Source organism: Paenibacillus sp. HGF5 (genome assembly GCF_000204455.1).
Taxonomy (GTDB): Bacteria; Bacillota; Bacilli; order Paenibacillales; family Paenibacillaceae; genus Paenibacillus_AQ; species Paenibacillus_AQ lautus_A.
The window spans coordinates 64645-87399 of sequence record NZ_AEXS01000038.1 but is presented as its reverse complement, the minus strand read 5'-3'; the positions used below and the strand labels follow the sequence as shown (position 1 = coordinate 87399).

At 50.5% G+C, this 22755-nt stretch carries 27 protein-coding genes; 15 read left to right on the top strand and 12 right to left on the bottom strand.

The window, feature by feature from the left end; genetic code table 11:
* Window positions 1–11 precede the first annotated feature (11 nt).
* From HMPREF9412_RS07030 to HMPREF9412_RS07005, 6 genes are all read right to left on the bottom strand, one after another.
* A complete protein-coding gene (locus tag HMPREF9412_RS07030; protein ID WP_036671549.1) occupies window positions 12–332 on the bottom strand; it encodes an EamA family transporter in 321 nt (106 codons plus the stop codon).
* Window positions 322–663 carry an EamA family transporter gene (locus HMPREF9412_RS07025; protein ID WP_009590672.1) on the bottom strand — a complete coding sequence of 114 codons (342 nt, stop codon included), beginning with the start codon at window positions 661–663 and terminating at the stop codon, window positions 322–324. Before HMPREF9412_RS07025 ends, HMPREF9412_RS07030 begins: the two co-directional genes overlap by 11 nt.
* Window positions 651–1283, bottom strand: a complete 633-nt coding sequence (locus HMPREF9412_RS07020) for an HAD-IB family hydrolase (protein ID WP_009590646.1) — start codon at window positions 1281–1283, stop codon at window positions 651–653. Before HMPREF9412_RS07020 ends, HMPREF9412_RS07025 begins: the two co-directional genes overlap by 13 nt.
* A gap of 29 nt (window positions 1284–1312) precedes the next feature.
* Window positions 1313–2239, bottom strand: a complete 927-nt coding sequence (locus HMPREF9412_RS07015) for a decaprenyl-phosphate phosphoribosyltransferase (RefSeq protein ID WP_175320745.1) — start codon at window positions 2237–2239, stop codon at window positions 1313–1315.
* 203 nt (window positions 2240–2442) lie between these two features.
* A complete protein-coding gene (locus HMPREF9412_RS07010; protein ID WP_009590654.1) occupies window positions 2443–2886 on the bottom strand; it encodes a DUF441 domain-containing protein in 444 nt (147 codons plus the stop codon).
* A gap of 128 nt (window positions 2887–3014) precedes the next feature.
* Window positions 3015–3992, bottom strand: coding sequence for a YpdA family putative bacillithiol disulfide reductase (locus HMPREF9412_RS07005; protein WP_009590683.1), 978 nt, complete (start codon window positions 3990–3992; stop codon window positions 3015–3017).
* A gap of 219 nt (window positions 3993–4211) precedes the next feature.
* On the opposite strand from HMPREF9412_RS07005, the gene HMPREF9412_RS07000 reads away from it, so the two are divergent.
* Window positions 4212–4517 (top strand): DUF2087 domain-containing protein, encoded by a 306-nt coding sequence (locus HMPREF9412_RS07000; RefSeq protein ID WP_009590655.1) that lies wholly within the window; start codon window positions 4212–4214, stop codon window positions 4515–4517.
* An 88-nt stretch (window positions 4518–4605) separates the two neighbouring features.
* Here HMPREF9412_RS07000 and HMPREF9412_RS06995 read toward each other — a convergent pair whose 3' ends face one another.
* From HMPREF9412_RS06995 to HMPREF9412_RS06980, 4 genes are all read right to left on the bottom strand, one after another.
* Complete coding sequence (locus HMPREF9412_RS06995) at window positions 4606–5232, bottom strand: FMN-dependent NADH-azoreductase (protein WP_009590690.1); 627 nt, start codon at window positions 5230–5232, stop codon at window positions 4606–4608.
* A 78-nt stretch (window positions 5233–5310) separates the two neighbouring features.
* Window positions 5311–6159 carry a DUF4097 family beta strand repeat-containing protein gene (locus HMPREF9412_RS06990; RefSeq protein ID WP_175320744.1) on the bottom strand — a complete coding sequence of 283 codons (849 nt, stop codon included), beginning with the start codon at window positions 6157–6159 and terminating at the stop codon, window positions 5311–5313.
* Window positions 6156–6716 (bottom strand): DUF1700 domain-containing protein, encoded by a 561-nt coding sequence (locus tag HMPREF9412_RS06985; protein ID WP_009590652.1) that lies wholly within the window; start codon window positions 6714–6716, stop codon window positions 6156–6158. Before HMPREF9412_RS06985 ends, HMPREF9412_RS06990 begins: the two co-directional genes overlap by 4 nt.
* Entirely contained in the window at window positions 6709–7038 is a 330-nt protein-coding gene (locus tag HMPREF9412_RS06980) for a PadR family transcriptional regulator (protein ID WP_009590638.1), read from the bottom strand. Before HMPREF9412_RS06980 ends, HMPREF9412_RS06985 begins: the two co-directional genes overlap by 8 nt.
* Window positions 7039–7306: 268 nt before the next feature.
* Between HMPREF9412_RS06980 and HMPREF9412_RS33570 the strand changes: the two genes are divergently transcribed.
* Window positions 7307–7441 carry a hypothetical protein gene (locus HMPREF9412_RS33570; protein ID WP_009590662.1) on the top strand — a complete coding sequence of 45 codons (135 nt, stop codon included), beginning with the start codon at window positions 7307–7309 and terminating at the stop codon, window positions 7439–7441.
* Window positions 7442–7479: 38 nt separating this feature from the next.
* Here the strand turns inward: HMPREF9412_RS33570 and HMPREF9412_RS06975 are convergent, their stop codons facing one another.
* On the bottom strand, window positions 7480–7719 hold the full coding sequence (locus tag HMPREF9412_RS06975) for a hypothetical protein (RefSeq protein WP_006211206.1): 240 nt from the start codon (window positions 7717–7719) through the stop codon (window positions 7480–7482).
* 364 nt (window positions 7720–8083) lie between these two features.
* Here HMPREF9412_RS06975 and HMPREF9412_RS06970 point away from each other — a divergent pair, with 364 nt between their 5' ends.
* The 13 genes from HMPREF9412_RS06970 to HMPREF9412_RS06910 all read left to right on the top strand — a co-directional run bounded on the left by HMPREF9412_RS06970 (window position 8084) and on the right by HMPREF9412_RS06910 (window position 21653).
* Complete coding sequence (locus HMPREF9412_RS06970) at window positions 8084–8395, top strand: hypothetical protein (protein WP_009590697.1); 312 nt, start codon at window positions 8084–8086, stop codon at window positions 8393–8395.
* A gap of 89 nt (window positions 8396–8484) precedes the next feature.
* Window positions 8485–12468 carry a type VII secretion protein EssC gene (gene essC, locus HMPREF9412_RS06965; RefSeq protein WP_009590679.1) on the top strand — a complete coding sequence of 1328 codons (3984 nt, stop codon included), beginning with the start codon at window positions 8485–8487 and terminating at the stop codon, window positions 12466–12468.
* A 16-nt stretch (window positions 12469–12484) separates the two neighbouring features.
* Complete coding sequence (locus tag HMPREF9412_RS06960) at window positions 12485–13291, top strand: hypothetical protein (RefSeq protein WP_009590693.1); 807 nt, start codon at window positions 12485–12487, stop codon at window positions 13289–13291.
* 27 nt (window positions 13292–13318) lie between these two features.
* Window positions 13319–13831, top strand: a complete 513-nt coding sequence (locus HMPREF9412_RS06955; protein WP_009590694.1) for a WXG100 family type VII secretion target — start codon at window positions 13319–13321, stop codon at window positions 13829–13831.
* Window positions 13832–13997: 166 nt separating this feature from the next.
* A complete protein-coding gene (locus HMPREF9412_RS06950) occupies window positions 13998–14273 on the top strand; it encodes a WXG100 family type VII secretion target (RefSeq protein ID WP_006211202.1) in 276 nt (91 codons plus the stop codon).
* 189 nt (window positions 14274–14462) lie between these two features.
* Window positions 14463–16538 carry a membrane protein gene (locus tag HMPREF9412_RS06945; RefSeq protein WP_036671544.1) on the top strand — a complete coding sequence of 692 codons (2076 nt, stop codon included), beginning with the start codon at window positions 14463–14465 and terminating at the stop codon, window positions 16536–16538.
* Window positions 16539–16580: 42 nt separating this feature from the next.
* Window positions 16581–17333 (top strand): vWA domain-containing protein, encoded by a 753-nt coding sequence (locus tag HMPREF9412_RS06940; protein ID WP_036661656.1) that lies wholly within the window; start codon window positions 16581–16583, stop codon window positions 17331–17333.
* Window positions 17334–17344: 11 nt separating this feature from the next.
* Window positions 17345–18187 carry a hypothetical protein gene (locus tag HMPREF9412_RS06935; protein WP_036671541.1) on the top strand — a complete coding sequence of 281 codons (843 nt, stop codon included), beginning with the start codon at window positions 17345–17347 and terminating at the stop codon, window positions 18185–18187.
* A 196-nt stretch (window positions 18188–18383) separates the two neighbouring features.
* On the top strand, window positions 18384–18767 hold the full coding sequence (locus HMPREF9412_RS06930; protein WP_009590704.1) for a GntR family transcriptional regulator: 384 nt from the start codon (window positions 18384–18386) through the stop codon (window positions 18765–18767).
* Window positions 18764–19684: an ABC transporter ATP-binding protein gene (locus HMPREF9412_RS06925; RefSeq protein ID WP_009590673.1), complete on the top strand. Its 921-nt coding sequence runs from the start codon at window positions 18764–18766 to the stop codon at window positions 19682–19684. Before HMPREF9412_RS06930 ends, HMPREF9412_RS06925 begins: the two co-directional genes overlap by 4 nt.
* The gene (locus HMPREF9412_RS06920) at window positions 19656–20249 is read left to right on the top strand and encodes an ABC-2 transporter permease (protein ID WP_009590634.1); all 594 of its coding nucleotides are present in this window, start codon (window positions 19656–19658) and stop codon (window positions 20247–20249) included. The genes HMPREF9412_RS06925 and HMPREF9412_RS06920 overlap by 29 nt, the downstream gene beginning before the upstream one ends.
* Before the next feature lie 113 nt (window positions 20250–20362).
* Entirely contained in the window at window positions 20363–21160 is a 798-nt protein-coding gene (locus HMPREF9412_RS06915) for an SDR family oxidoreductase (RefSeq protein WP_009590728.1), read from the top strand.
* A gap of 112 nt (window positions 21161–21272) precedes the next feature.
* Window positions 21273–21653, top strand: coding sequence for a DnaJ family domain-containing protein (locus HMPREF9412_RS06910; protein WP_009590658.1), 381 nt, complete (start codon window positions 21273–21275; stop codon window positions 21651–21653).
* A gap of 69 nt (window positions 21654–21722) precedes the next feature.
* Here HMPREF9412_RS06910 and gluQRS read toward each other — a convergent pair whose 3' ends face one another.
* Window positions 21723–22700 (bottom strand): tRNA glutamyl-Q(34) synthetase GluQRS, encoded by a 978-nt coding sequence (gene gluQRS, locus HMPREF9412_RS06905; protein ID WP_009590630.1) that lies wholly within the window; start codon window positions 22698–22700, stop codon window positions 21723–21725.
* Window positions 22701–22755: the final 55 nt, after the last annotated feature.

Genomic DNA, 22755 nt, shown 5'->3' with positions numbered 1-22755 from the left:
GCGGCATTCGTTTACCAGATCAGCAGCAGCAATCCGGATATGATAAAGGCAACGCCGGCGATTTTTCGAATGCCGATGGTTTCCTTGAACACCAGTTTGGCAAATAGCAGCGCCCACAGGAACGTAAGGGCATTGGCCGGCATCACCAGCGTATACGGAAGTTTCCCAAGCAGGTAAATGTTTAACAAGGCACCTAATCCGTAGCTAAGAAAACCGATCAGCAGCAGCTTGATCCGTTTGCCCGCGGTATATCCTTTGAAGAATACGCTGCCCAGCGAGCCCAGCAAGGTCATTAGGAGCAGAAGCAAGTACGGCAACACGTCACTTTTCATAGGAGGTTAATGTCACCCCGATTCCAAGCAGGGCCACGGCGGCCAGCTTTTTCAAGGTTAACGGCTCATCCAGAAAGAACTCCCCATAAAACAAAGCCACGATATAGCTGATGCACATCAGGGGATAAGCGACGGACAGCTTCTCCAGGGAAAACGATTTGATCATGAGGATGGCTCCCAGGCCGTAACAGACAAATCCGATTCCCATATACACCAAATTGGCGTGTCCCCATTTCCAGAACAGCTGGCCGGTCGCCGTCAAAAAAGCCGACAGGATCATAAACAGCTTGCCTAAGTGGCGCGGGGCGCTCTGCGCTTTTACTTGTTCCATGTTAATCCCTCGCATCCATGGGCGGACTTTTGATTGATCAAATATTTGTGCTTAACAAGCCGAAACATCGGCAGATCGGATAAGGAATCGGAGTACGCGCAGGAAGTGTCGTAATCAATGGCCAGCCGCTGCTCGCTTAAGTATTGCCGAATCCGGTTCACTTTCTCCTCCCCCTTGCAGTTGTTTCCTTCAATCATCGACGTGAAACGCCCATCCCGAACGGATAATTTGGTGGCAATGACCGCGTCGACGCAGGGCAGCTCCGCAAAGTATCTCATGTAAGCGTCGGGGGACGCGGTTACGAGCAGGACATGATAGCCCTCGCTTTTCTTCAGTTGCATTTCCTTCAGGGCATCCGGGAAGATGGCAGGCTTCAATTCCGTTTCGTAAAAATGCTTCAGGTCGGCGTCATCCAGATGGCGCATCGCATGAAAATAAGCGCTTTTTGCCTTTTCGGCTTCCAGGAGACGGAGCTTGTAGAGCAGGGAATGCAGCACGACTTTCAGGATGACCGGTGTCGTGGAAGGGTGTTTTCGTATGCCGTACTTCAAAAATTGGAACATGGAGTCCGTATGGATGACCGTTTTGTCGATGTCAAAAATAGCGAATTTCTGATTCATAAAATTTCCCTCAATTGCCGTTTTTTTAATTACTCAAAATAGATCAATATTCCGATAACGCTGATGACATAGAGGATCACGGTGACCAGGATGTGCGAGTCCTCCAGGAGCACCCGGTCCGGGGCTCCGCCCTTTTTCTCGATATGAATCAGATAAAGATATCGGAACATCCCGTAGATGACGAGCGGAATGGTCCACATAAGATGAACGGTCCTGCCTGACGTAAAGGTAAAGAGCGAATAACTGATGATGTTTGCCGTTGTGACGATGCTGCTCATCTGGTCGAGCAGATCAAACGAGTATTGATCAAGGACCTTGCGGTGAGAGCCCTTGTCATGCTGCAGCAGATGAAGCTCATGCCGTCTCTTGCCGATCGCCAGGAAGAGCGATAGCAGCATGGTACATAAAAGGAACCAGGGCGTGAACGGGACGTGAATGACGAGCCCGCCTGCGATGGCGCGCAGCACAAACCCGGCCGCGATAATCATGATGTCGATGATGACAACATGTTTCAGCCGGAAGGAATAAGCTACGTTCATGGCAAAATAGAGCAGCAGTAATGCGGTAAACAGCGGATTGAGCAGATAAGAGACGGCCAGCGAAGCGATCAGCAGCAGTATGCCGAACACGACAGCCAGCTTAGGCGGGAGTGCTCCCGAGGCCATGGGCCGGTATTTCTTCACCGGATGGTTGCGATCCGCTTCGCGATCGGCATAATCGTTCACAATGTAGACGCAGCCCGAAACGAAGGACAGCAGGAAGAAACCGATCAAGGTTTCAACAAGCGACCCCGGATTTACCGTTTCAAACGAGAAGAGGGGGGCTGCAAATATTAACAAATTTTTGGTCCATTGCTTCGGCCTTAGCTGCCTGAAGAGCAGCATGGGAAGCTGCTTTAACGGGGCAGCGGCCGATTCGGTATTCGTTGAAGACAATTGTGTTACCTCCTGATACATCCTAATTCGTAGGGAAATACGGGAAAAGCCGTTAAAATACGATAGCTATCATACCATAAAATAGACTATATATGGTAACGTCCCGTCCGGCATGGTACTTAAATATAGAACAAATAAACCTCCCTTAAGGTTCATGAAACCGGCAGGGAGGTTTTTGGCCTTTATCCTATTTACCTATAAAATATCCTTTGCGCCGTGAGACTTCACGATTTGCCGATAAGTAAGGAAAGCAGGCCGGCTGCAATGAGCGGCCCGACGGGCACGCCGCGGAATAGGGCTACCCCGAGCACGGTGCCGACGAGCAGGCCGGCGACTACCGTAGGGTTGCTGCCCATCAGCGTGGCTCCGCGTCCGCCCAGATAGGCGACAAGCATGCCGACGGCGATGGCCAGAAGCGACTTCCAATTCAGGAAGGATTCACCGATCGTTTGGAGACTCATTTTGCCGCTTGCCAGCGGAGACATTACGCCAATGGTGAGAATTATGATGCCGAGGGTCAGCCCGTATTTCTCAAGCCATGGGAAGGCTTGCTGGAAGCCGGTGACGCGGATGAGCAGCAATGTCAGCATGGCTATGGTCACGGCGGAATTGCTGCTGATAATGCCCAGGCCCGCCATTGCCAGCAGAATGAGCGAGGTAACGTCCAATGGAGATCACTCCTTATGATTTAGATATCAGAAGGTATGAATGACCGATGAGCAAGCCTTCCTGATATCGTAAAAAACATCAATTACAAGCGGGTTGTCTTCCGGGAATATACGCTGAAAGACGTTGGTTACACCTTTGTGCCCAGATGCTCCGCGATCAATCGGCCGTGCAGCCTGCCGGTTTCAATGAACACCTCATTGGCATTACGGCCGGACGCAATTACGCCGGCGACGTACAGTCCCGGAACATTGGTCTCCATCGTATCCGGATTATAGAGAGGTTTCTCCATATCTTCATCAAGCTGGACGCCGGAAGAGGCGAGCAGTTTGCGATCGGGACGGAACCCGGTCAATGCCAATACAAAGTCGTTTTCGATGATCGATTCTTGTCCCTGATTCGAAAGGACGGTAATGGAAGACTCCGCGATTTGAACGACGCGGGAGTTGAGATGAAGCTGGATATGCCCTTTTTGAACCATGCTGTCGAACAGGGGCCGAACCCAAGGTTTAATGTTCTGCGAGACTTCCTCGCCCCGATAGACCATCGTAACCTCGGCCCCGACACGGATCAGCTCCATGGCTGCATCCACCGCGGAATTGCTGCCGCCGATGATCGCTGTTTTCATGCCGGCATAAGGATGGGCTTCCCTGAAATAATGGGTTACTTTCTCCAAGTCTTCACCAGGAATGCCAATATAATTCGGATGATCAAAATAACCCGTAGCAATGACTACGTGTTTGGCTTGTCGAAGGGTCTCTTCACCGCCGCGGCGCCGCGTCTTTACCTGAAAGCTGCCGTCAGGCTGCTTGGTTATGGTGAGGGCTTCTTCGTATGGGGAGATATTCAGGTTGAAATGTTTGGCGACCCGACGATAATAGGCCAGCGCCTCGTGCCGGTACGGTTTGTCATTCGATATGGCGAACGGAACTTCTCCGATTTCAAGCATTTCAGCCGTACTGAAAAACTGCATATGGGTCGGATAGAGATAAATGGAATGGACTACGTTGTGTTTATCAATGATCTCGCAGCTGAGGCCCTGGCGGCCGCACTCAATGGCAGCTGCTAGACCGCATGGGCCTGCGCCGATAATTAAGACGTCGAGCATGATGAACCTCCTTATGTATTAACCTTACGCTATCTATCAGCATTATAATCCTACAGCAAATATCGCGATAAATCCAGAATGCAGGAGATCGCACTCCCGCCCCAGCGGGCCTGATGCAGAAAGAGATTGACAAACAATTGTAATTTAATTAATATCTAATTAGATTGATATTAAATTAGAAATTCGTTAAATTGTTTGCCGAAAAAGGAGGAGTCCATCATGGAACAGACTGCCCGAGAAGCCTACAAAGCATCCGTTCTTCGCAGTTTTATTGCTAAGGACGGATCCTTGCGGTCCATCCCGGCACAGTATAAAAAGAAGCTGGTCATCTTGGAATTTTTGGTGGAGCAGCTAGAGGCGGGGAGGGAATATCCGGAAAAGGACATCAATGCGTTTATCAAGCGCTATCACGAGGATTATGCGACGATTCGGCGAGAATTTATCAATCATCGATATATGAGCCGGGATCAGGAAATCTATATTCTTAACCCGCGCGAGGAATGGACGCAGTGGGATGCGCTTTAAACGAAAGCAAAAAAAGCTGCCTTCACTGATTTGGTCAGTGAAGGCAGCTTTTTCGAAGTGCTATAAGAGTGAATACGTATAAGTTCAATTAAAATCCGGCAGCGGCCTTTTTAACAAGCTCAAGACCGTTCTGAACGATCATTTCCGCTTCGTCAGGGAACTGGTTGTGGCCTTCGATGATGAGGGTTTCGATATCCTGCACGCCCCATTGACGAAGATTGCCCATAACGAAGTTGACAGCCATCTCTGCTGCAGCCATAGGACCTTCGGAATAATTGCCGCCGCGTGCATTCAGGATGACGACTTTTTTGCCGGTCACGAGACCTACCACGCCTTGCGGTGTATATTTAAACGTTTTGCCTGCTTGGTTCAGGTAATCGATATAGGTATGAAGAACGGCAGGGACGGTCATGTTCCACAGTGGGAAAGCCAGCACGATTTTGTCTGCGGCAAGGAACTGGTCAAGATATTTGCTGACATTGGCAGCAGCCGCTTGCTCTTCAGGAGTAGCTTCCAAACCCTTGGCGGCTTTGAACATACCGTTGATGGCTGTTCCGTCGTAATATGGAAGATTCTCTGCGAACAGGTCAAGCTCCGTGATTTGATCTTCCGGATGGCTTGCTTTGAAGGATTCCAGAAACTCATGGTACATTTTTACGCTGACCGATTGTTCGATCGCTCTGTTGTTTGCTTTGATGAATAGTACATTCGACATGTATGAAGACTCTCCTTGTTGTATAGTTTACTTTATAAATTATAGTATATTTCATTTCTATCGTTTGTCAACAATGCCTTAGTGTACGATATCGATATGGCCGGAGTAGGTTTCCACTTGGATGGTATCGGTTGTTTCCTTCAATGACTCTGGCGCCGATATCGATCCGGTGAGCGACTTAAGGTCATAGAAACCGCGGAATGAAGGGTCAGGCTGCACTTTCACGTTGCCTGATCTGCACAGGATATTCACCGACGAAACGCCGAGCAATCCTACGTTTACATTGCCGGAAGTGACCTCGATGTCCAGGGGGCCTTCCATATCTTTCAATTCGACGTTTCCTGAATGATTGACGAGTTGAGTGGAGGCCTGAATGTCGGAGCCGCGAATACTGCCCGAAATGTTCTCTACGTTCAACTGGTCAGCTACGATTCCGTTAATGTTGATGTTGCCTGACTTTACGGAAATGGCAATCGACTTGGACGAAGCGCCGCTTACCTGGATGTTATCGGAGAACGTTGATAAATCGAGGTCCTCGAGTTTCGTGTTTGAAGGAAGGACAATGGTTATTCTCCCTTTCGGCGAATGAAAGTTCACGCTCATAAACTGAAAAGAATCAGAAGTACTCAGATCTAATTCGATTTCTTGGCCTACAGGCTCAAAAGCTTCAAGAATATCGACATGCTCCGGCTTTAACTTGCCGTCAAAAGCGATATACCCGTTAGCATCGGCGCTATCCTCGAAAGCGAAGCTGATATTCATGCTGCTGGTAATTTTTAATTTCTTCAAATTCACGGCATCCTGCAGATCCCATCGGTTCTGATAGCTGACCAGCTCTTCCCCGAATTTAAACTTGTTTGCGGCCATGCCGATGATTCCTACCAATATAAGTGCGATTGCTAAGCTGAACAACCATTTTCTGTTCACAGTGCGTCACGACCCTTCAACAAACGTGTATTCCATCTGGAGTACCTCAAGGTTAATGATAACAAACCGACCATGGCCGAGCGTGTGCCATAACCGAGGAAGATGCCGATTCCGATCAAGGAGATCGATAAGAATAATTTAGCCGGATAAAACGTTCCATTCAGGATGTAATCGAGCAGAACGAGCACCGGGCTCAGCAAGGTTGCCAGGGCTCCCAGAGCGATGGCGACGCCACCGGACCATAATGCCGCAAGGAACGGGACGGTCACTAATGCACAGAAGAACAAACCGGTTCCTACCGCATATTTGCCTATGGCAGACGGCCTTCTGACCGCCGCGGGAGCAGGCATTTCCATATCCACGTACCGGTCGCCTAACGCTTCCTTCGCCATTTCAAAAGGATCTCCCAGTTCCCGGGCAATCTCCTCTTCGGAACGCCCATTCTGCATGCCGATGACAAAATGGGACTCTACATCCTGAATGAATTCCCGGCGTTCCCCCGGAGGAAGCGCGGCAAGGCGAGATTCCAAAATCGAAATAAACTGTTTTTTAGTCATACAAATTCCCTTCCTCTATCAAATTGGTCACGTTGCTTACAAATGCTTGCCATTCCTTCACCATAGATCGCATATAGATCACTCCGCTGTCCGTCAGCTTATAATATTTACGGGGGGGACCCTCGCTCGATTCCTGGAGGTAGGTGGTGCAGTAGCCTTCATTAACAAGCCGGCGAAGGAGGGGGTACAAGGCGCCTTCGGCTACCTCGATATGCCGGGAAACGGCTTGAGCCAGCTCGTAGCCATATTGGTCCTTGCGATGGATCAGCACAAGCACGCAGAGTTCAAGAACGCCCTTTTTGAATTGAATACTGACATTCATACGGCGATACCTCCTTTCGTAAGTCCATGTTCATGCTGTTATCACGAGGTAGTAATTAATATTCAGTAGTGGTCTACAATAAGATATCATTTAGTACTGAATAATGCAAGGTACTGATCATAAAATGGGTACAGCATCAAAAATCGTCGAACCGTGAGAAGCTTTGTATAACGGCGGAAGTCTCGTTTAATCTTGAAAAGGCACGGTTAATAGAAGTTATCAGAACATAGGGTCGTTTTTCCAAGACAAGAATGGAGGGATGAACAGTATGTCCATCGATCGGTTTATATTAAAAAAGCTGAGTAATTGCCAGGAGATCACAACGCGGAGAAATCTCGTGAAATTGTTCCAGATCCGAATTCAGCGGGCGCAGATAGCCGAGGATCGTTATTACGGGGTATAATGGAGACAAACAAAAAAAAGGGCTACCCCTCTTTTATATTAAAAGAGAGATAGCGCAAGAGAGTCGTTTTCGCTTTTGCTGTGTAGAATTGCCTCGGATCCCTCGATTTCAATGCTGATGAGGGAGTTGAGGCATTTTTGCAGCGCCTTTTTGCCGGTTTGGATTTTATGGTCAAGCGCGCTGGTTAGCAGTTTCAATACCTTTTGAACCGGCTGCTTGCTATCCGTAGTAAAATAAACGGGAACCGGCTTGTTTTGGAACATGATCAGTGTTTTCATATCAATCACCTCACGAAAGTTTTTTCATGATATTTGCATTATAAATTGCCAATCTTAAAATAACCTTAAATTCATAGAATTAATCAGCATCATTTTTATGAGCGTGACATTTTTGTGAACGACGGGATTTTACTGACGGAAAACCCGGATTTACCCTATAATCAATACATAAATAGTTCCTCGGAACCAACAAATCCGCATCAGAAATAGGAAATAGGAAATATGACACAAATTGACAGAACTGTCCGTGGAATGATATTATTACAATAATGTAACTATTTTTTGCAACTATTGAAATAGGTGATTGGGCTTTCAATATGGAATAAACATAGGATTACCATCTTGAGGAAGGCAGGTTGACCAGATGATACTCACCGTGATCAGCGGTCGAAACGAAGATGATTGGTTTGATATCGACGTACCCGATGAATGCTCCATTGAACGGTTGAACGAGCTGCTGGGATTACGTCTTTTTCGCGAACCCTCGAGTGAAGGAATTCAATATATATTAGAAGCGAAGTTCCCGGAAGGCTTGTGGTTTACGGTAGGCGGCCACTCTAACCTGGTTGAAGCGGGATTGAGGGAAGGCTCCTACGTACGTTTGCAGCGGGCATTCTCGACAACCACCGATGAAGCTCCTGTCTATGGCAGAAGATCGTTGTTTCAAGAGAGCTGATATTGGGTAAGTAACCCATTGGTTTTGACTGAAACAGCAAAATACATAATTGTACATTTCAGATGCTTTGGATTAGGAGGAAGTGACATATGAACGTGTTGTACCAACGTTCGCCGCGCATTAGACCGGCTTTACCGAATGAAGACTTGGAGATTCTGAGACCCCCGTCCGAACCAAGCAAACCGTCGTTCTCGATGATTGCCATCATCATTCCGATTATTATGACGGCGGCGACGATCGGTTTCTATGTCTATATGAACGTAAGCGGTAAAATGGGGAATCCCAATTACATGATGTTCCAGATGCTCTCCATCTTTATGATGCTGACATCCTACACGCTGCCGTTCTTCATGTATTTAAGCAACAAGAAGACCTATCAGAAGAACCTGGCCGAACGCAATCAGAAGTACCGGGCTCAGCTTGATCTGCATCGGGAAGAACTGAAGGAGCGGCAGGAGGATCAGGTCCATATTCTGTTTGACATCCATGGGGATCCGGACGTCTGTTATAACGTTGTGAAGAACCGGAGCAGCAGCTTGTGGGAACGTTCCCCGGAAGATAAGGACTTTTTGGAGATTTGCGTGGGCAAGGGGGAGGTTCCGTTTCACATTAACGTGAAGCCTCCCCGTGCGGACGGGTATGATAAGGACCCGTTAATCGAAGCGGCCGAATTGCTGTCATCCGAGTTCCAGACGGTCGACGATGCCTCTATTGCACTGCCGTTATTTGAATCCAAGGTCATCGGGATCGTCGGCGGAAGAGAACGCGTATTAAACATGCTTCGCGTCATGATGGCCCAAACCGCCGTCAGGCACTCGCCTGACGAAGTGAAAATCGCCGCCTTCTACGAAGAGAGGGAAGCGAGCGAATGGCAGTGGCTGCGGTGGCTGCCCCATACGTGGGATGATGACCGTTCCAGCCGCTATCTTGCGGATCGGAGGAGCAATGCGCATCAGCTTGCTGATGAAATATTTACCCATTTATACCGGCGTAAAAACAATCGCTCCGAACATGGAAAAAAATCGATTGAGACGCCGGCTTACGTCGTGATCCTATCCGCAGCCCAATTGATTGAGGAAGAACCTCTGCTGCCTCTGTTGATGGAAGATGCCGATGCGGCTGACGCCGTCACCATCATCTTGTCCGACCGGAAAGAAAGCTTGCCGATGCACTGCCAGCTTATCGTCGAAGTCGATCGGGAGCAGGCGGCGTACACGATTAAGAAACCGGACGGCACCGTCTCCAAGCAATCCTTCCAATCCCATCATATCAGCAGGGAACAGATCGAAGCATTGGCCCGGTATATGGCGCCGATTCGGCTAAAGCGGTCTTCTGCATCCGATATTCCTAGCGTTTTGGCACTATTCGAGATGATGGATATTCAGAAAATCAACGATTTGGATGTTTATAAACGCTGGCAGCAGAACCGATATCCGGATTCATTGCCCGTTCCCATGGGTGTGCGAGCGGGCGGAAAGAAGATTAATTTGAATCTTCATGATAAAATAGAGCGTCAAGGTCATGGTCCGCATGGCCTGATCGCGGGAACGACCGGTTCCGGGAAAAGCGAGGTTATCCAATCCATCGTGGCTTCCCTGGCATCGGAGTTTCACCCTCATGATTTGGCATTCATGCTAATCGACTATAAGGGCGGCGGCATGTCCAATACGTTTGTGAACCTTCCGCACGTCGTGGGCACCATAACGAATTTGGACAACAATCTGATCGAGCGGGCGAAGGTGTCGCTCAAAGCCGAATTGGTCCGCCGCCAGAAAATATTGAACGATGCGGGAAACCTGCAGCACATTGACGAGTATTACAAGCTGCTGCGCAATCGCCATGGCGAGCCGCTCCCGCATCTCGTCATTATCATTGACGAATTTGCACAGCTGAAGAAAGATCAGCCGGAATTTATGGATGAATTGATCAGCATCGCCGCAATCGGGCGAACGCTGGGTGTCCATTTGATCTTGGCGACGCAGAAGCCGGCCGGCGTCGTGGACGATAAAATTTGGAGTAACTCGCGCTTCCGCATCTGTCTTCGGGTACAAAGCGAAGGCGACAGCCGCGACATGCTGAAGATTCCGAATGCAGCCTGGATCAACAAGCCCGGACGAGGCTACTTCCAGGTGGGCAGCGATGAAGTGTTTGAAGAAATGCAATTTGCTTGGAGCGGCGCTCCTTACGTTGAAGAGAAGGATACGCCTGGCGCTGTCTCCATCCGCGAGGTCCGGATCAACGGGAAGACGGAACCGCTGCTTGCGTCGACTCCGTCCCTGGGAGCGCATCTGGAAGTGCCCAAACAGCTGCAGGTGTTTATCGACCATGTAGCGGAAGTGGCCAAGGCGCAAGGGATTGAGCGGCTGCAGGGGCCTTGGCTTCCACCGCTTCCGGAGAGCCTGGATTTGGAGTCAGTGCAATCCGGCATCGAGCAGCCGGTAACGTTCGGCGATTCGGCACTCGTGTCTTATGTCGGAATGGTTGACGATTTGCCTAACCAATGCCAGAAGCCGCTGGTGCTCAATCTGGAGCAAGGCCACTGGGCCGTATATGGGATGCCCGGGCTCGGAAAGACGACCTTTATTCAAACGATGCTTATGTCTTTGGTGAGTCGATATACCCCGGACTTTTGGCATGGATATATCGTGGACATGGGCCGGATGATGCGGGACTTTGCAGGACTGCCGCATATCGGGGGAGTCATGACCGCAGAGGAAGATGATCGGATCAAGCGCCTGTTCCGTTTTCTTGCGAAAACGGCCGCTGTGCGCAAAGACATGATCGCCGAGGCCGGCGTGAAGACCGTTGCTTCCTACCGACGTGGCAGCACGGTGACGGTTCCGCAGCTGGTCGTGGTTATTGACGGTTATCTGAACTTTAGGAATTCCTATCCGGACGAGAATGATATGCTGGAATATCTGCTGCGGGAAGGCGGCAGTCTGGGCATCACGTTTATCATCACGGCGAACCGGATTTCGGATATGTTCGAGAAGGTCCGGAGCAATATCTCGCAAGCGGTATCGTACGAGCTTGCCGATCCGGCCGACTATTATTACGCGGTGGGTCGTCCCACGAGAGCCCCGAGCCAGCTTCCGCCAGGAAGAGGACTGGTCAAAGGCCAGGTGCCTCCGCTTGAATTCCAGACCGCACTTCCGGCTTCCGGCCAGGAGGAGGGGGACCGTTCGGCAGCGCTTCGCGACATGATTCGGGTACACCATGAATCATGGCATGGCGAGGAAGCCCCGCGGATCGAATCGCTGCCGGACAAGATTCCGCTCCATCAGCTGCTTAAGGTGAAAAAGCCTTATGAAGCGGCCGCAACGGTGAAGTATCAGGTGCCCGTCGGGGTGGCTACGGATGATCTGACTCCTTTTGCGATCAATCTCGAGGATGGGCCTCATTTTATCGTGGCCAGTCCGATGGAAGGCGGTAAGACGTCGTTCCTTCTTAGCTGGATGCTATCGCTCGCATATCATACTTCTCCGGATGAGCTGGAGATCTATACGGTGGATACGCGCTATGGAAGCAGCGGCCTGAGCCGGATGAACCATCTCCCGCATGTCCGCGGCCACGCGGAGAACGAGGAGGATCTGGGGCCGCTCATTACGAGCCTTTATGAGCGGGTTCAGACCCGGTCGAAGGAGAGCGAGGACCCGGCCATCCTGCTTATGATTGATGATGCCGACGTACTCAGCAAGCAGCTTTCGGATTTCACCTTGAAGGACCAGCTCTCGGCCATCGTCAGACAGGGAAGGGACCGCAGGGTTCATGTCGTCATTGCCGGCGTGCCGGCGGATTTCCCTACGTATGGCGTCGACTGGTTTACCGATATCAAGGCTGCTCAAAACGGATTTTTATTCGGGACCTTGGATTCCAACGATTTATCGTTCTTCCGGATTCCTTTTTCCGAATCTTCTAATAGTCCTGGAGGACTAAAAATACTTCCGCCGGGACAGGGGTACTACGTAAAACGTAAATTTTCCAGAATAAAAGGCGCAGTTCCGTTCGATGAGGAATGGAACGCCCAAAGATGGGTCACAGAAATTCGCGACCGATGGCATGTTGTAGTTTGAGGGGAGGTGGCTCATAATGTTGACAATTCATGCTTCCAAACAAGAAACGATCACGCTGAATGACAAGGAATTTTTCTTCTTGGCTGGAATTATCGGATCGGACCGATTACTTGGTGTTGAAGATCCTTTTGTAGGATATTTAACGGAAGAAATCGCGGTTGAGTGGGAGAAAACCAAACAATCGCTCCTAAGCAAGCAATATTTGATTCAAGAGGAAGGCGGGGAATTGTCGATTCCACCCGAAGTCTTCTCACGAGTGGCTATTGCCGGTCTTGCGGAACGGGCGTGCTGGTTGAAATATGAAAATCAGGATTCGGCGTTTGAAGGATATTTGCATGTTACTGACGAACGGGTAATACAAGTATGCAGAAGCGATGAAGACAACCGGTGTTACATGCTTAGCGAACTCGGTACCATCGAACAAACCTGCGATCAACTGGTGCAGGATCTGGCCCTCAGCGACCAAAACTGGGGAGATATTCCGGCTCTGTTGCTTAGCCGGAAGGAATTCGGCGATATCTACACCTCGGTTACCGAGCATAATTGCGACGATATCGGCGATCGTTTGGCCAGATTGACGGACGATGTGGAAGGTTCAATCGCTTTGGCGAAATGCATGAAGAACAAGGTATCTTCGGGGGAACTCCAGCTGTCGATTTGGAACGGTATCAGCTGGGAAAGTCAAAATGCAGCATTTATAGTGAACGAGTCCATGAATTGGCTGCTGCGTATGAGCCTGGAGGGAGACCAGGACTGGCTAACCGCAGCGCCAGCGACCAAAGAGCAGTTTCGTCATATGTTACTCATGTGGCTGAAACAGTAACAGAGCCTGTATGAAAGGTGAGGACCAATGCGTATTTCTGTCGAGCCGGAGTCTCTCCGGACGTTAAGCCGTCAGCTGCAGCATAGTGGCGATGAATATTTAGCGATAACGAGAACGCTCAACCAAGCCATGGAATCCCTTGTTTGGGAGACGTCTCTCAAAGCGGCGGTTATTGATGAATGGCAGTCTGCCCGGAGTCTTGGAGAGCATCTGGGAGCTCTTCTTGCTCAGCTGGGCAAGCATCTTCAAAGCAAAGCCGATCAATTTCAAGAAACGGATCATCAATACCATACGATTTTGGAGCATGCTATCGTAAGCACCGTATCACCGACGGCTCTGTTTGCCGCTTCCGGGATGGATGGGCGCTCGTCCATACTTCCGGAATATGGTAACTCCGGCACGGTTATATCGAACCCGAGTTCGGCAGCCGCAGCCGTGGGCATGACCAGCGGAGACAACGGGGGAACGGCTAAACAGGCCGCATTAGCCGGGCAGAGCTGGACCTTTACCGATCCGTCTTCGTTTGGGATTGCCAACTAAATCCCTATCCCATTTGGGAAATTCGGGAAATTCGGGATGGAAAATGTTTCAAATTGGGACGTATAGGGTAACTCGAAATTAGGTCTGAGGACATTTTGATAAACCGAGTCTTCTGGGCTAAGATGTCAAGTGTCACCAGAAAACGAATTTCAAGGAGGTTACATAAATGGCAGGACGTATTTTAATTACGCCAGAACAAGTGGAGCAAGTAGCGAACCAATTTAAACAGAGCGGTGATCAAAGTCAGCAAATCGTTAATAGCCTGACGCAATCGATCAACGGAATGGAAGGTCAATGGGATGGTATGACGAAGCAGCGCTTCTTCCAGGAATTCCAGGAAGCAAGCCGCTTGATGAACTCCTTCGTACAAACGCTTGACAGCATCAGCAATGAGCTGAAGGCGATCGCTCAGAAATTCCGTATGGCTGACGAATCCCGTTAATATCATTCGGAGACTTTTGCTTTCTGATGCATTATAATAGTTTAATAGGCAAAATAAACCGGGTGGTAGGTAACCCGGTTTTCTTGCAATTTTGGATATTTAGAATGTAGTTAATCGTGAATCAATCGCGGTTCTATCGGTTAATAGAGTTATATAGCAAGGTAATGGAGTTAAGAGAGGGTGAAGTTCATGACATTTCAGCCAAACCCGGGCGATGGGATCGTTGTTAATGGAACGGCTTATACGGTAGGACAGCATCCGGCTGCACCGGGCGTAGCTTATGCCCAGGCAGGGAGGCAAGGGATCGTCTATCAGCTGATTCCCGTGAATGGGGAGCTGCACGAAGCCAAAGCACTAAAAGTGTTTTTTCCTAAGTTCAGAATTCCGGCTATGGTTTATCAATCCGAGCATATGGGGAATTATCGCGAGATACCGGGTTTGCAGGTAAGCAGTCGAGAGGTGCTCACTCCCGAAAGAAACGGAGATTTGATAGCGGAATATCCGGATTTGCTCTACGCGGTCATCATGCCATGGATTCATGGATGTACTTGGTTTGACGTTATAAGCGATCAGCGTAATCTGGGACGTTCCGAAAGCCTGATGCTGGCCAAGGCTTTGGCAGCCATCGGCTCAAGCATGGAGCAGCGCGGATTGGCGCATTGCGATCTGTCTGCGCCCAATGTCATGCTTCCGTTTTTTTCGGAAGTGAAGCTGCCGGAAGGCGCTGCCGCCGTGGAGCTTGTCGATGTCGAGCAGATGTACAGTCCAAAAATGGACCGTCCCGACGTTTTGCTCGCCGGCTCGCCGGGATATGCGGCGCATCGAACGGTGCACAGCGGGTTATGGAGCGCGTATGCCGATCGTTTTGCAGGGGCCGTCATCATTGCCGAGATGCTGGGGTGGAGCGATCCGGCTATCGTGAATCGGGCATGGGGCGAAAGCTATTTTGATCAGCATGAAATGCAGACTCCGTGCGAACGTTATTTTTTGCTTAAAAAATCGCTGGGTCAGCGTTGGGGCACACGGATCTCGGATCTGTTCGGCAGAGCTTGGGACAGTCAGGATTTGAGCAGCTGCCCTACCTTTGGCGAGTGGCTCATCGCTTTATCCTCGGTTAGTGAGGAAGAAGTGGTGGAAGAAGCACCGGCTGCCACTGCCGCTGCTGCTGCGGCTGCCCAGGATGACGATTCGGATGAATCCGGCTCTGAACGTTCCCGGGAGGTGCCTGCAGACATCATGGCATCGCTTGGAATCGAGCCGGGCACGCGAGAGGTTAACGACAATGTGGTAGGACGCTTGTTTCATCAGGCGCGCGACTTGGAGAAGGCAGGCAATCTTTCCGGAGCATTGGAGATATTCCGTTCGGCGTATCACTTCGTCAAGAAGGACAGTCCGCTTGAAGTGGAGCTCGCCGCCGCCATACAGGGACTGGAGGAGCAGCTGCGCCCCGCTGAAGAATCATCCAACAAAGGGATTAAAGCCTTGTTGTCATCCCGCAAATTCATGCTCTCCACCGCTGCGGCCATCGTGATCCTGGCGGGTTCCGCGATTACGGTCAATCAAATTCTGGCTGAGAAGGCCGAGAACCGCCAGATGGATGCCCAGCGTTTAGCGGAGCAGCAGGCCCAGGAGAAAGAAGAGGCTGCGCGCAAGCAGGAGGAAGAAGCGCAGAAGCAGCAGGAGGAGGCTGCAAAGAAGGAAGCGGAGGCCAAAAAAGCCGAAGAGGAACGCTTGAAGGCGGAAGAGGCGAAGAAGGCCGAGGAAGCCGAGTTGGCGCGCAAGGAGCAGGAGAAATCCGAGCTTCAGGCAAAGTATGATAAGCAGGCGAAGTATGAAGCTTATCTGGCATCGCTTGAGGAGAAAAAGAAGAAGCAGGCGCTGCAGGAGAAATATGATAATCAGGCAAAATACGAGGCGTATTTAGCCCAGCAGGAAGAGAAGAAGAAAAGGCAGGCTCAGGAAGAGGCAGCGGCCAAGGCGGAAGCGGAACGACAGGCTCAAGCGCGGGCTGCTCAGCAAGCGCAAGCCGCCCAGCTTCAGAAGCAGCGGTCCCAAAACGTTGTCGAACTGGTTGCCTTATATAACAAGGCATATAATGCGCAGGTTGCCGGCAACAAGGACCGCGCGAAGAATGCCGCGCGTGAATTCATAGCGCTGTATAACAAGGACAAATCCTATTACAAAACGGTTGGCAAAATGAGCAGCCGCCTTAACAATCTGCAGCAATTCATCAGTGACGACAGCCACTGGATACCTAAACTGTAAAGAAGTAAACATGACAAATTGCAGGGGTGAATGTTATTCACGATGAACTATACCATTCAAGCATCACAGCGCACGCCAGCGCTCATTATATATCTGATTGATATCAGCGCGTCCATGAATATGCTGATGGAGGATCGCAGAAGGATTGATGTTGTTTACGAAGCGTTATCCTTAGCCATTCGGCAAATGGTGTTTCGTTCCACCAAGGGGAACCGGCTGACGCCGAGGTACCGGATCGCCATTCTTGCATACAGCGATGACGTATATGATTTGTTAAACGGGATCAAGGGCATTGACGAAATTGCGGCGATCGGCTCGCTTCCAGATTTGACGCCGAAGCGGTTCTCCGATTCGGCCAAAGCGTTTCTTCAGGCCGAGAAAATTCTGCAATCGGAGATTCCCAACATGCAGGATTGCCCTGCGCCGCTCGTATGCCATATGACGGATGGCGTGGCCACGGGAGAGGATCCGGAACCGATTGCCCGCCGTATCATGAATATGAGCGTTCCGGACGGAAACGTACTGGTGGAGAATATTTTCATCTCCGACCATCTGATGAACCAGCCGATCTCCGAACCACGCCGCTGGAAGGGGATATTGGCTGATACGCAGCTTGAGGATGAACACGCGCGCAAACTCAAGATGATGTCTTCCGTTCTTCCCGAGAGCTATCGAGAAATGCTGGTTGAGGCGGATTATCAGCTGAGTCCGGGGGCCTTGATGATGCTCCCTGGCACATGCTCCGAGCTGGTGTCCATCGGATTCCAGATGTCAGCCGCCACGCCGGTAAGGTAAGAGGTCACAGCATGAAGCGATCATACGCTAGAAGCATGGAAACGTTGGGGATTCGCAAGCGGAAGGCTCAAACAGCGTCGTTTTATTACGAGAGCAAGCAGACCGGGGAAGAGCCGCTTACGAAGATTAGGGATTTGTTCACATGTCGTTATGCGTATGGCAGAGCGGCAGAATCCGTCATGCTCTCCGAGACGGGTCAGGATTTCATTGCATTGAAAATGGATGAAGAGGTCTGCCATTTTGTATTGTGTGACGGCGTCGGCTTGAGTTACCGAGGCGATGTGGCTTCGCGCCTGCTCGGTCAGGGCTTGATGAACTGGCTGGATACGGTTGAAGAGCCCACGTCCTCATCGCTGGAGCGCAAGCTGAAGGGACTAACGCATGAAGCAGATCGGGAAATGCGGACGCATTCGCTGAGCTCCGAAACCCCCAAGCTTCTGCGTGAAGTGCTGGAGGAGAAGCAGCGCAAGGGAAGCGAAGCCATGTACATATGCGGACGCATCGAGCGGTCAACGGGTTTTCGTCGAAAAGGAAGGCTGTGGCTTGCCTGGCAGGGAGACTCCAGGGTACGATTATGGCGTCAGCAGGACGAGATTACTTCAATATTCGGAGACCGCTTCCGAACGGCCGAACGCTGGTCTTCCCGCACCGGACCGATCGGAGGCAGTCCTCACGTGTTTACGTGCAAGCTGGAACCGGAGACCGGTTATCGCCTTCAATTATACAGCGACGGGCTTACGGATCTGGACCCGATGAAGGAGCCGATTCCCGATGAGCAAGTACAAGTATTAATGAATGCCCGCCATACAGGCGGTCTGGAAGATGACGCTTCCTTTCTGGAGATCGTATGGTAGTACAGAAATGACCGATTATATCGCGAGCCGGACCTATGAGGTCCGGCTTTTTTTACTTGGATTCGAAAATAAACGGAATTGACGCGGCATTATTTAATGTATATATTGTATATATACAATGAATACTTTATATACACATCATCAACATACTGAACCCTAATATCAGGCACAGAAAAGGCGGTGAAATATTATTGCGATGATTCAGATTATTCTATCCCATTCCAGCGGCGAGCCGATTTACTTGCAAATTGAAAGACAGATCCGGCAGAGCATCATGCGCGGAGAGATGAAGCCGGGAGAGCCGCTTCCTTCTATCCGGCAGCTAGCCAAGGACTTGGGAATCAGCGTTATTACGACGAAGAGGGCATACAGCGAGCTGGAAGCGGTCGGCTTGATCGAGTCGATGGTAGGCAGAGGCTCCTTCGTATCGGGAGGCAATCAGGATATGATTCGGGAGCAGCGCCTGCGCCTGATCGAAGATAAAATCAGGGATATTCTCGAGGAATGTCGAAGCATTCCTATAGAGGCCGAGGAATTGATCGAGATGATCCATACAATAAACAAGGAGGAATCCGAATGAAGCATGTAGACGGAATACAGGATCAGGATCAACCTGCAATGCAAATCAACCATCTGAGCAAGAAATATCCATCGTTTGCGCTGAACGACATTTCCCTTCTTATCCCTAAGGGATACATTACCGGATTGATCGGCCCCAACGGAGCCGGCAAAAGCACGCTTATCCGCTCCATCATGGGGATGGTTGTCCCGGATTCAGGCCAGATCGCCGTGAATGGCCGGCGGCTTCGCTCGGACGATGCAAGTTATAAGGAAGAGATCGGTTTTGTTTCGGACGAGAATATTTTTTATGAGTATTTAACGCTGAATCAAATTATCCGCATGACGTCCCCTTTTTATAAGCGCTGGAACAGCACCAGAATGGATCAGCTGATGCAGATGTTCGAGCTTCCCGGCAGAAAGAAACTAAAGGATTGCTCGAAAGGCATGAAAATGAAATTTTCCATTGCGATGGCCATGGCTCATGATCCGCGAATATTGATTTTAGATGAGCCGACAGCGGGTCTTGATCCGGTATTTCGCAGAGAGCTGCTGCAATTGCTGAGCGATTTTATACAGGATGAGAACCGGACGATCCTGTTCTCAACGCATAATACGGATGATCTGGATCGAATAGCGGATTACATCACCTTTATTCACCGGGGTCGCATCGTGTTCAGTGAAGGCAAGGATGAAATTATCGACAAATATGTCATTGTCAAAGGCAGCAGCGACCTGTTGGATCCGGATGTCCGCAAGCAGTTTACCGGCCTCAAGGAAACGCCGTACGGGTTCGAGGCTCTCTCGGCAAACCGGGAATCCGCGCACAAGCTGTTCGGAGACAGCGTGTTATACGAGCGGCCTGCCCTGGAGGATATTATGTATTACACTTCGAAAGGAGACACTGTTCATGAGTCATATCGTTCCCCTCATTCATAAGGATTGGATGGTCATCCGAAAATATGCTTGGCTCTTTGCGATCTGGCTGGCGTTGTTTTCGTTTGGCAATGCCGTCGGCATCCTAGGTTATATGGTGGCCGGGATGATGATCATCGTCATTTCGAATACCGATTTGCATCCTTTCCATAAATATTCCATGAGTTTGCCTATACCGCGCCGGGACATTGTGTTGAGCAAGTATGTCTCTTCCCTCTTGTTTATGTTGATCGGGTTATTGGCGGGTTTCCTGGTCCAAATCGCTTATATCTGGTTAGGCGGGGATGGAGAAGGCGCTGTTCTTTATCAAAATATTGTGTCCGGCATTTCCTTGATCCTGTTTATTGCCGTTTACTATCCTCTCTATTATTGGCTGGGGCCCAAGGGCGGACAAACGCTGAAGCTGGTGCTGGTAGCGGTGTTGTTCGCGATTACGATGGCTATCAATACGCTGTGGTCGGATGGCCTGCAAACGGATTATCTTTGGTATGGACTCGGCATATCCTGCCTGGTGGTTTTCGCTTCATATCAGCTCTCAACCTATATCTTTTCGCGAACGGACGTGTAAGTCCAATCGGATCTTGCAAAAAATTAGAAATCATGATTATAAAACAACTCCTTTTGGGTAATCTTGTGACAGATGAACGCATAACGGATAACGACAAAAGGAGCGTGTTGGACATGAATGAAGGACACGGACGTTTTCATGGGAGAACGGCGATCATTACCGGTGCCGGATCAGGCATCGGAAAGGCGGCTGCCATTCAGCTGGCGAAGGAAGGCGCGAATGTGGCCTTATTCGATCTGTTGGATGATCGGACCCATCAAGCGGAATCGGAGATCAACTCCATTCGCGAAGGGGCGGCCAGAGCATTCGACGTAGATACAACCGATCCCGACAGGGTGGAAAAGGCAGTCCTTGAAACGGTGGAGATATTTGGCGGCGTCGATATTGTATTTGCCAATGCAGGGATCAACGGCGTCATGACGCCGATCGATGAAATGAAGCTGGAGGAATGGGCCAAGACGCTGAACGTAAATTTGAACGGGACGTTCCTGACGGTCAAATATGCAATTCCGCATCTCAAGAAGAGGGGGCAGGGCAGCATCATCATTACGAGCTCCGTCAATGGCACTCGAACCTTCTCCAACTTTGGCATGAGCGCCTACAGCACAACCAAAGCGGGACAGGTCGCTTTTGCGAAGATGGCTGCGCTGGAGCTGGCTCAATTCAAGATCAGAGTCAATGTGATTTGTCCCGGCGCGATATCCACCAACATCGACCAAAGCACGAAGAAGCAAGGGGATCTGGAGGAAATCGTGATACCGGTTGAATATCCGGAAGGAAGTCAGCCGCTGGCAGACGGGCCGGGGACGCCGGAAGAGGTCGCCGATTTGGTGGCGTTTCTCGCTTCCGACCAGTCGAGACATATTACAGGGGCACAGATATTCATAGATGGAGCGGAATCGCTGTTGTAATGTTGAAAGGGATCGGATGACCTGCGTGTGATCCCCTACATTTAGAACTTGGAATATCCCGCGGGCTGATTTATGATGAGAGGACGAAGGAACAGGAGGAGGCTGGATTTACATGAGCATCTTTTCCAGATTGGCTGAGCAGAAGATCGAGGAAGCGATCCGCAACGGAGAATTCGATAACCTGCCTCTTGCCGGCAAAAAACTCCCGATCGACGATCTTTCGCACATCCCGGAAGATTTGAGGATGTCCTACCGCATCATGAAAAACGCGGGTTACGTTCCTGAAGAAGTAACGCTTCGGAAGGAATGCGTCCAGCTCTATGATTTGCTCGGCGCTACCCGAAACGAGGGCGAGCAGGAGCAGCTCAAACGTAAGCTCAATGAAAAGCACCTTAGGCTGCAGTTGCTGCTGGAACAGCGGGGGTTAAGCGGTAACAGCGCGTTTACGCAGTATGAGTCCAAGGTCAGGGAACGATTAACCGGTAAGGAATAACGGAACAGCGCCAGTCTTTCTTCTCGCCACGAGAATGAAAGGGCTGGCGCTGATTGTTTTTCGCTAAAGTTAAAGCTCGAACAGCCGGTTTTTGACAGGATCCGAAATTTTTATGGGGAATGAAGAAACTTTCGATAAATCAAAAACAGGGATCAATTCCGCAGGAGTTGCTGCTTCCGGGTGATCCAGGAGGCCGGCTGTCCATGCCAGCCAGCCGGTTAAGCGTTCCGGCGCGATGCCCTGGCCGCGTAGAAAGGAGAGGCTGAGCCCCCGGGTTCGCTTGGCCAGCCGTTTGCCCTCCGCATCCACCATCAGCGGTGTGTGCGCAAACTGCGGCGGCTGATAGGACAGCGCTTCATACAATAGCAGCTGACGAGGGGTGGAGTCCAGAAGATCAGCTCCTCGGAGCACATGGGTTATGCCCATTAGCGCATCATCCGCCACCACCGCGAGTTGATACGAAATGATATCGTCGGCTCTCCTCACGACAAAATCTCCGCCGTCGGATAGTCGGTAACGCTGAACCCCGGCAATGCCGTCAACAAAGGAAACGATTCTGTGCGGCACCTTCATGCGCAGCGAAGGTTTCTTATGAATCTCTTTCAGCGCAGCTTCCTCCCGGGTCAGCTCTCGGCAGGTTCCCGGATAGCGAAAGCCCTCCGATGCAATGCCATGCGGTGCGCTGGCTGCCGCCGTTATATCCGCCCGGCTGCAATAGCAGGGGTACAGCATATTCGATTCCTTCAGTTTGGCGATTTCCCGTTCGTACAATGCGTGGCGAGCAGCCTGATGATACGGCCCGTAGGCTCCGCCAACGCCGGGGCCTTCATCCCAATCCAATCCGAGCCATTCCAGATCTCTCATGATCTCGTCTGCGAGCTCTTGGCGGGAACGCTGCACATCGATATCTTCGATTCGGAGTATATATTGACCGTTCATACTCCTCATTTGCAGCCATCCAAGCAAAGCGGTCAATGCATTGCCGATATGCATCTTGCCTGATGGCGTAGGGGCAAAGCGGCCGCGAAATGTGGCTTGCTGCTCCATACATTTCACCTTCCGACTAATTGAATCTTGATGTTTCACAGGAATGCTATTCATA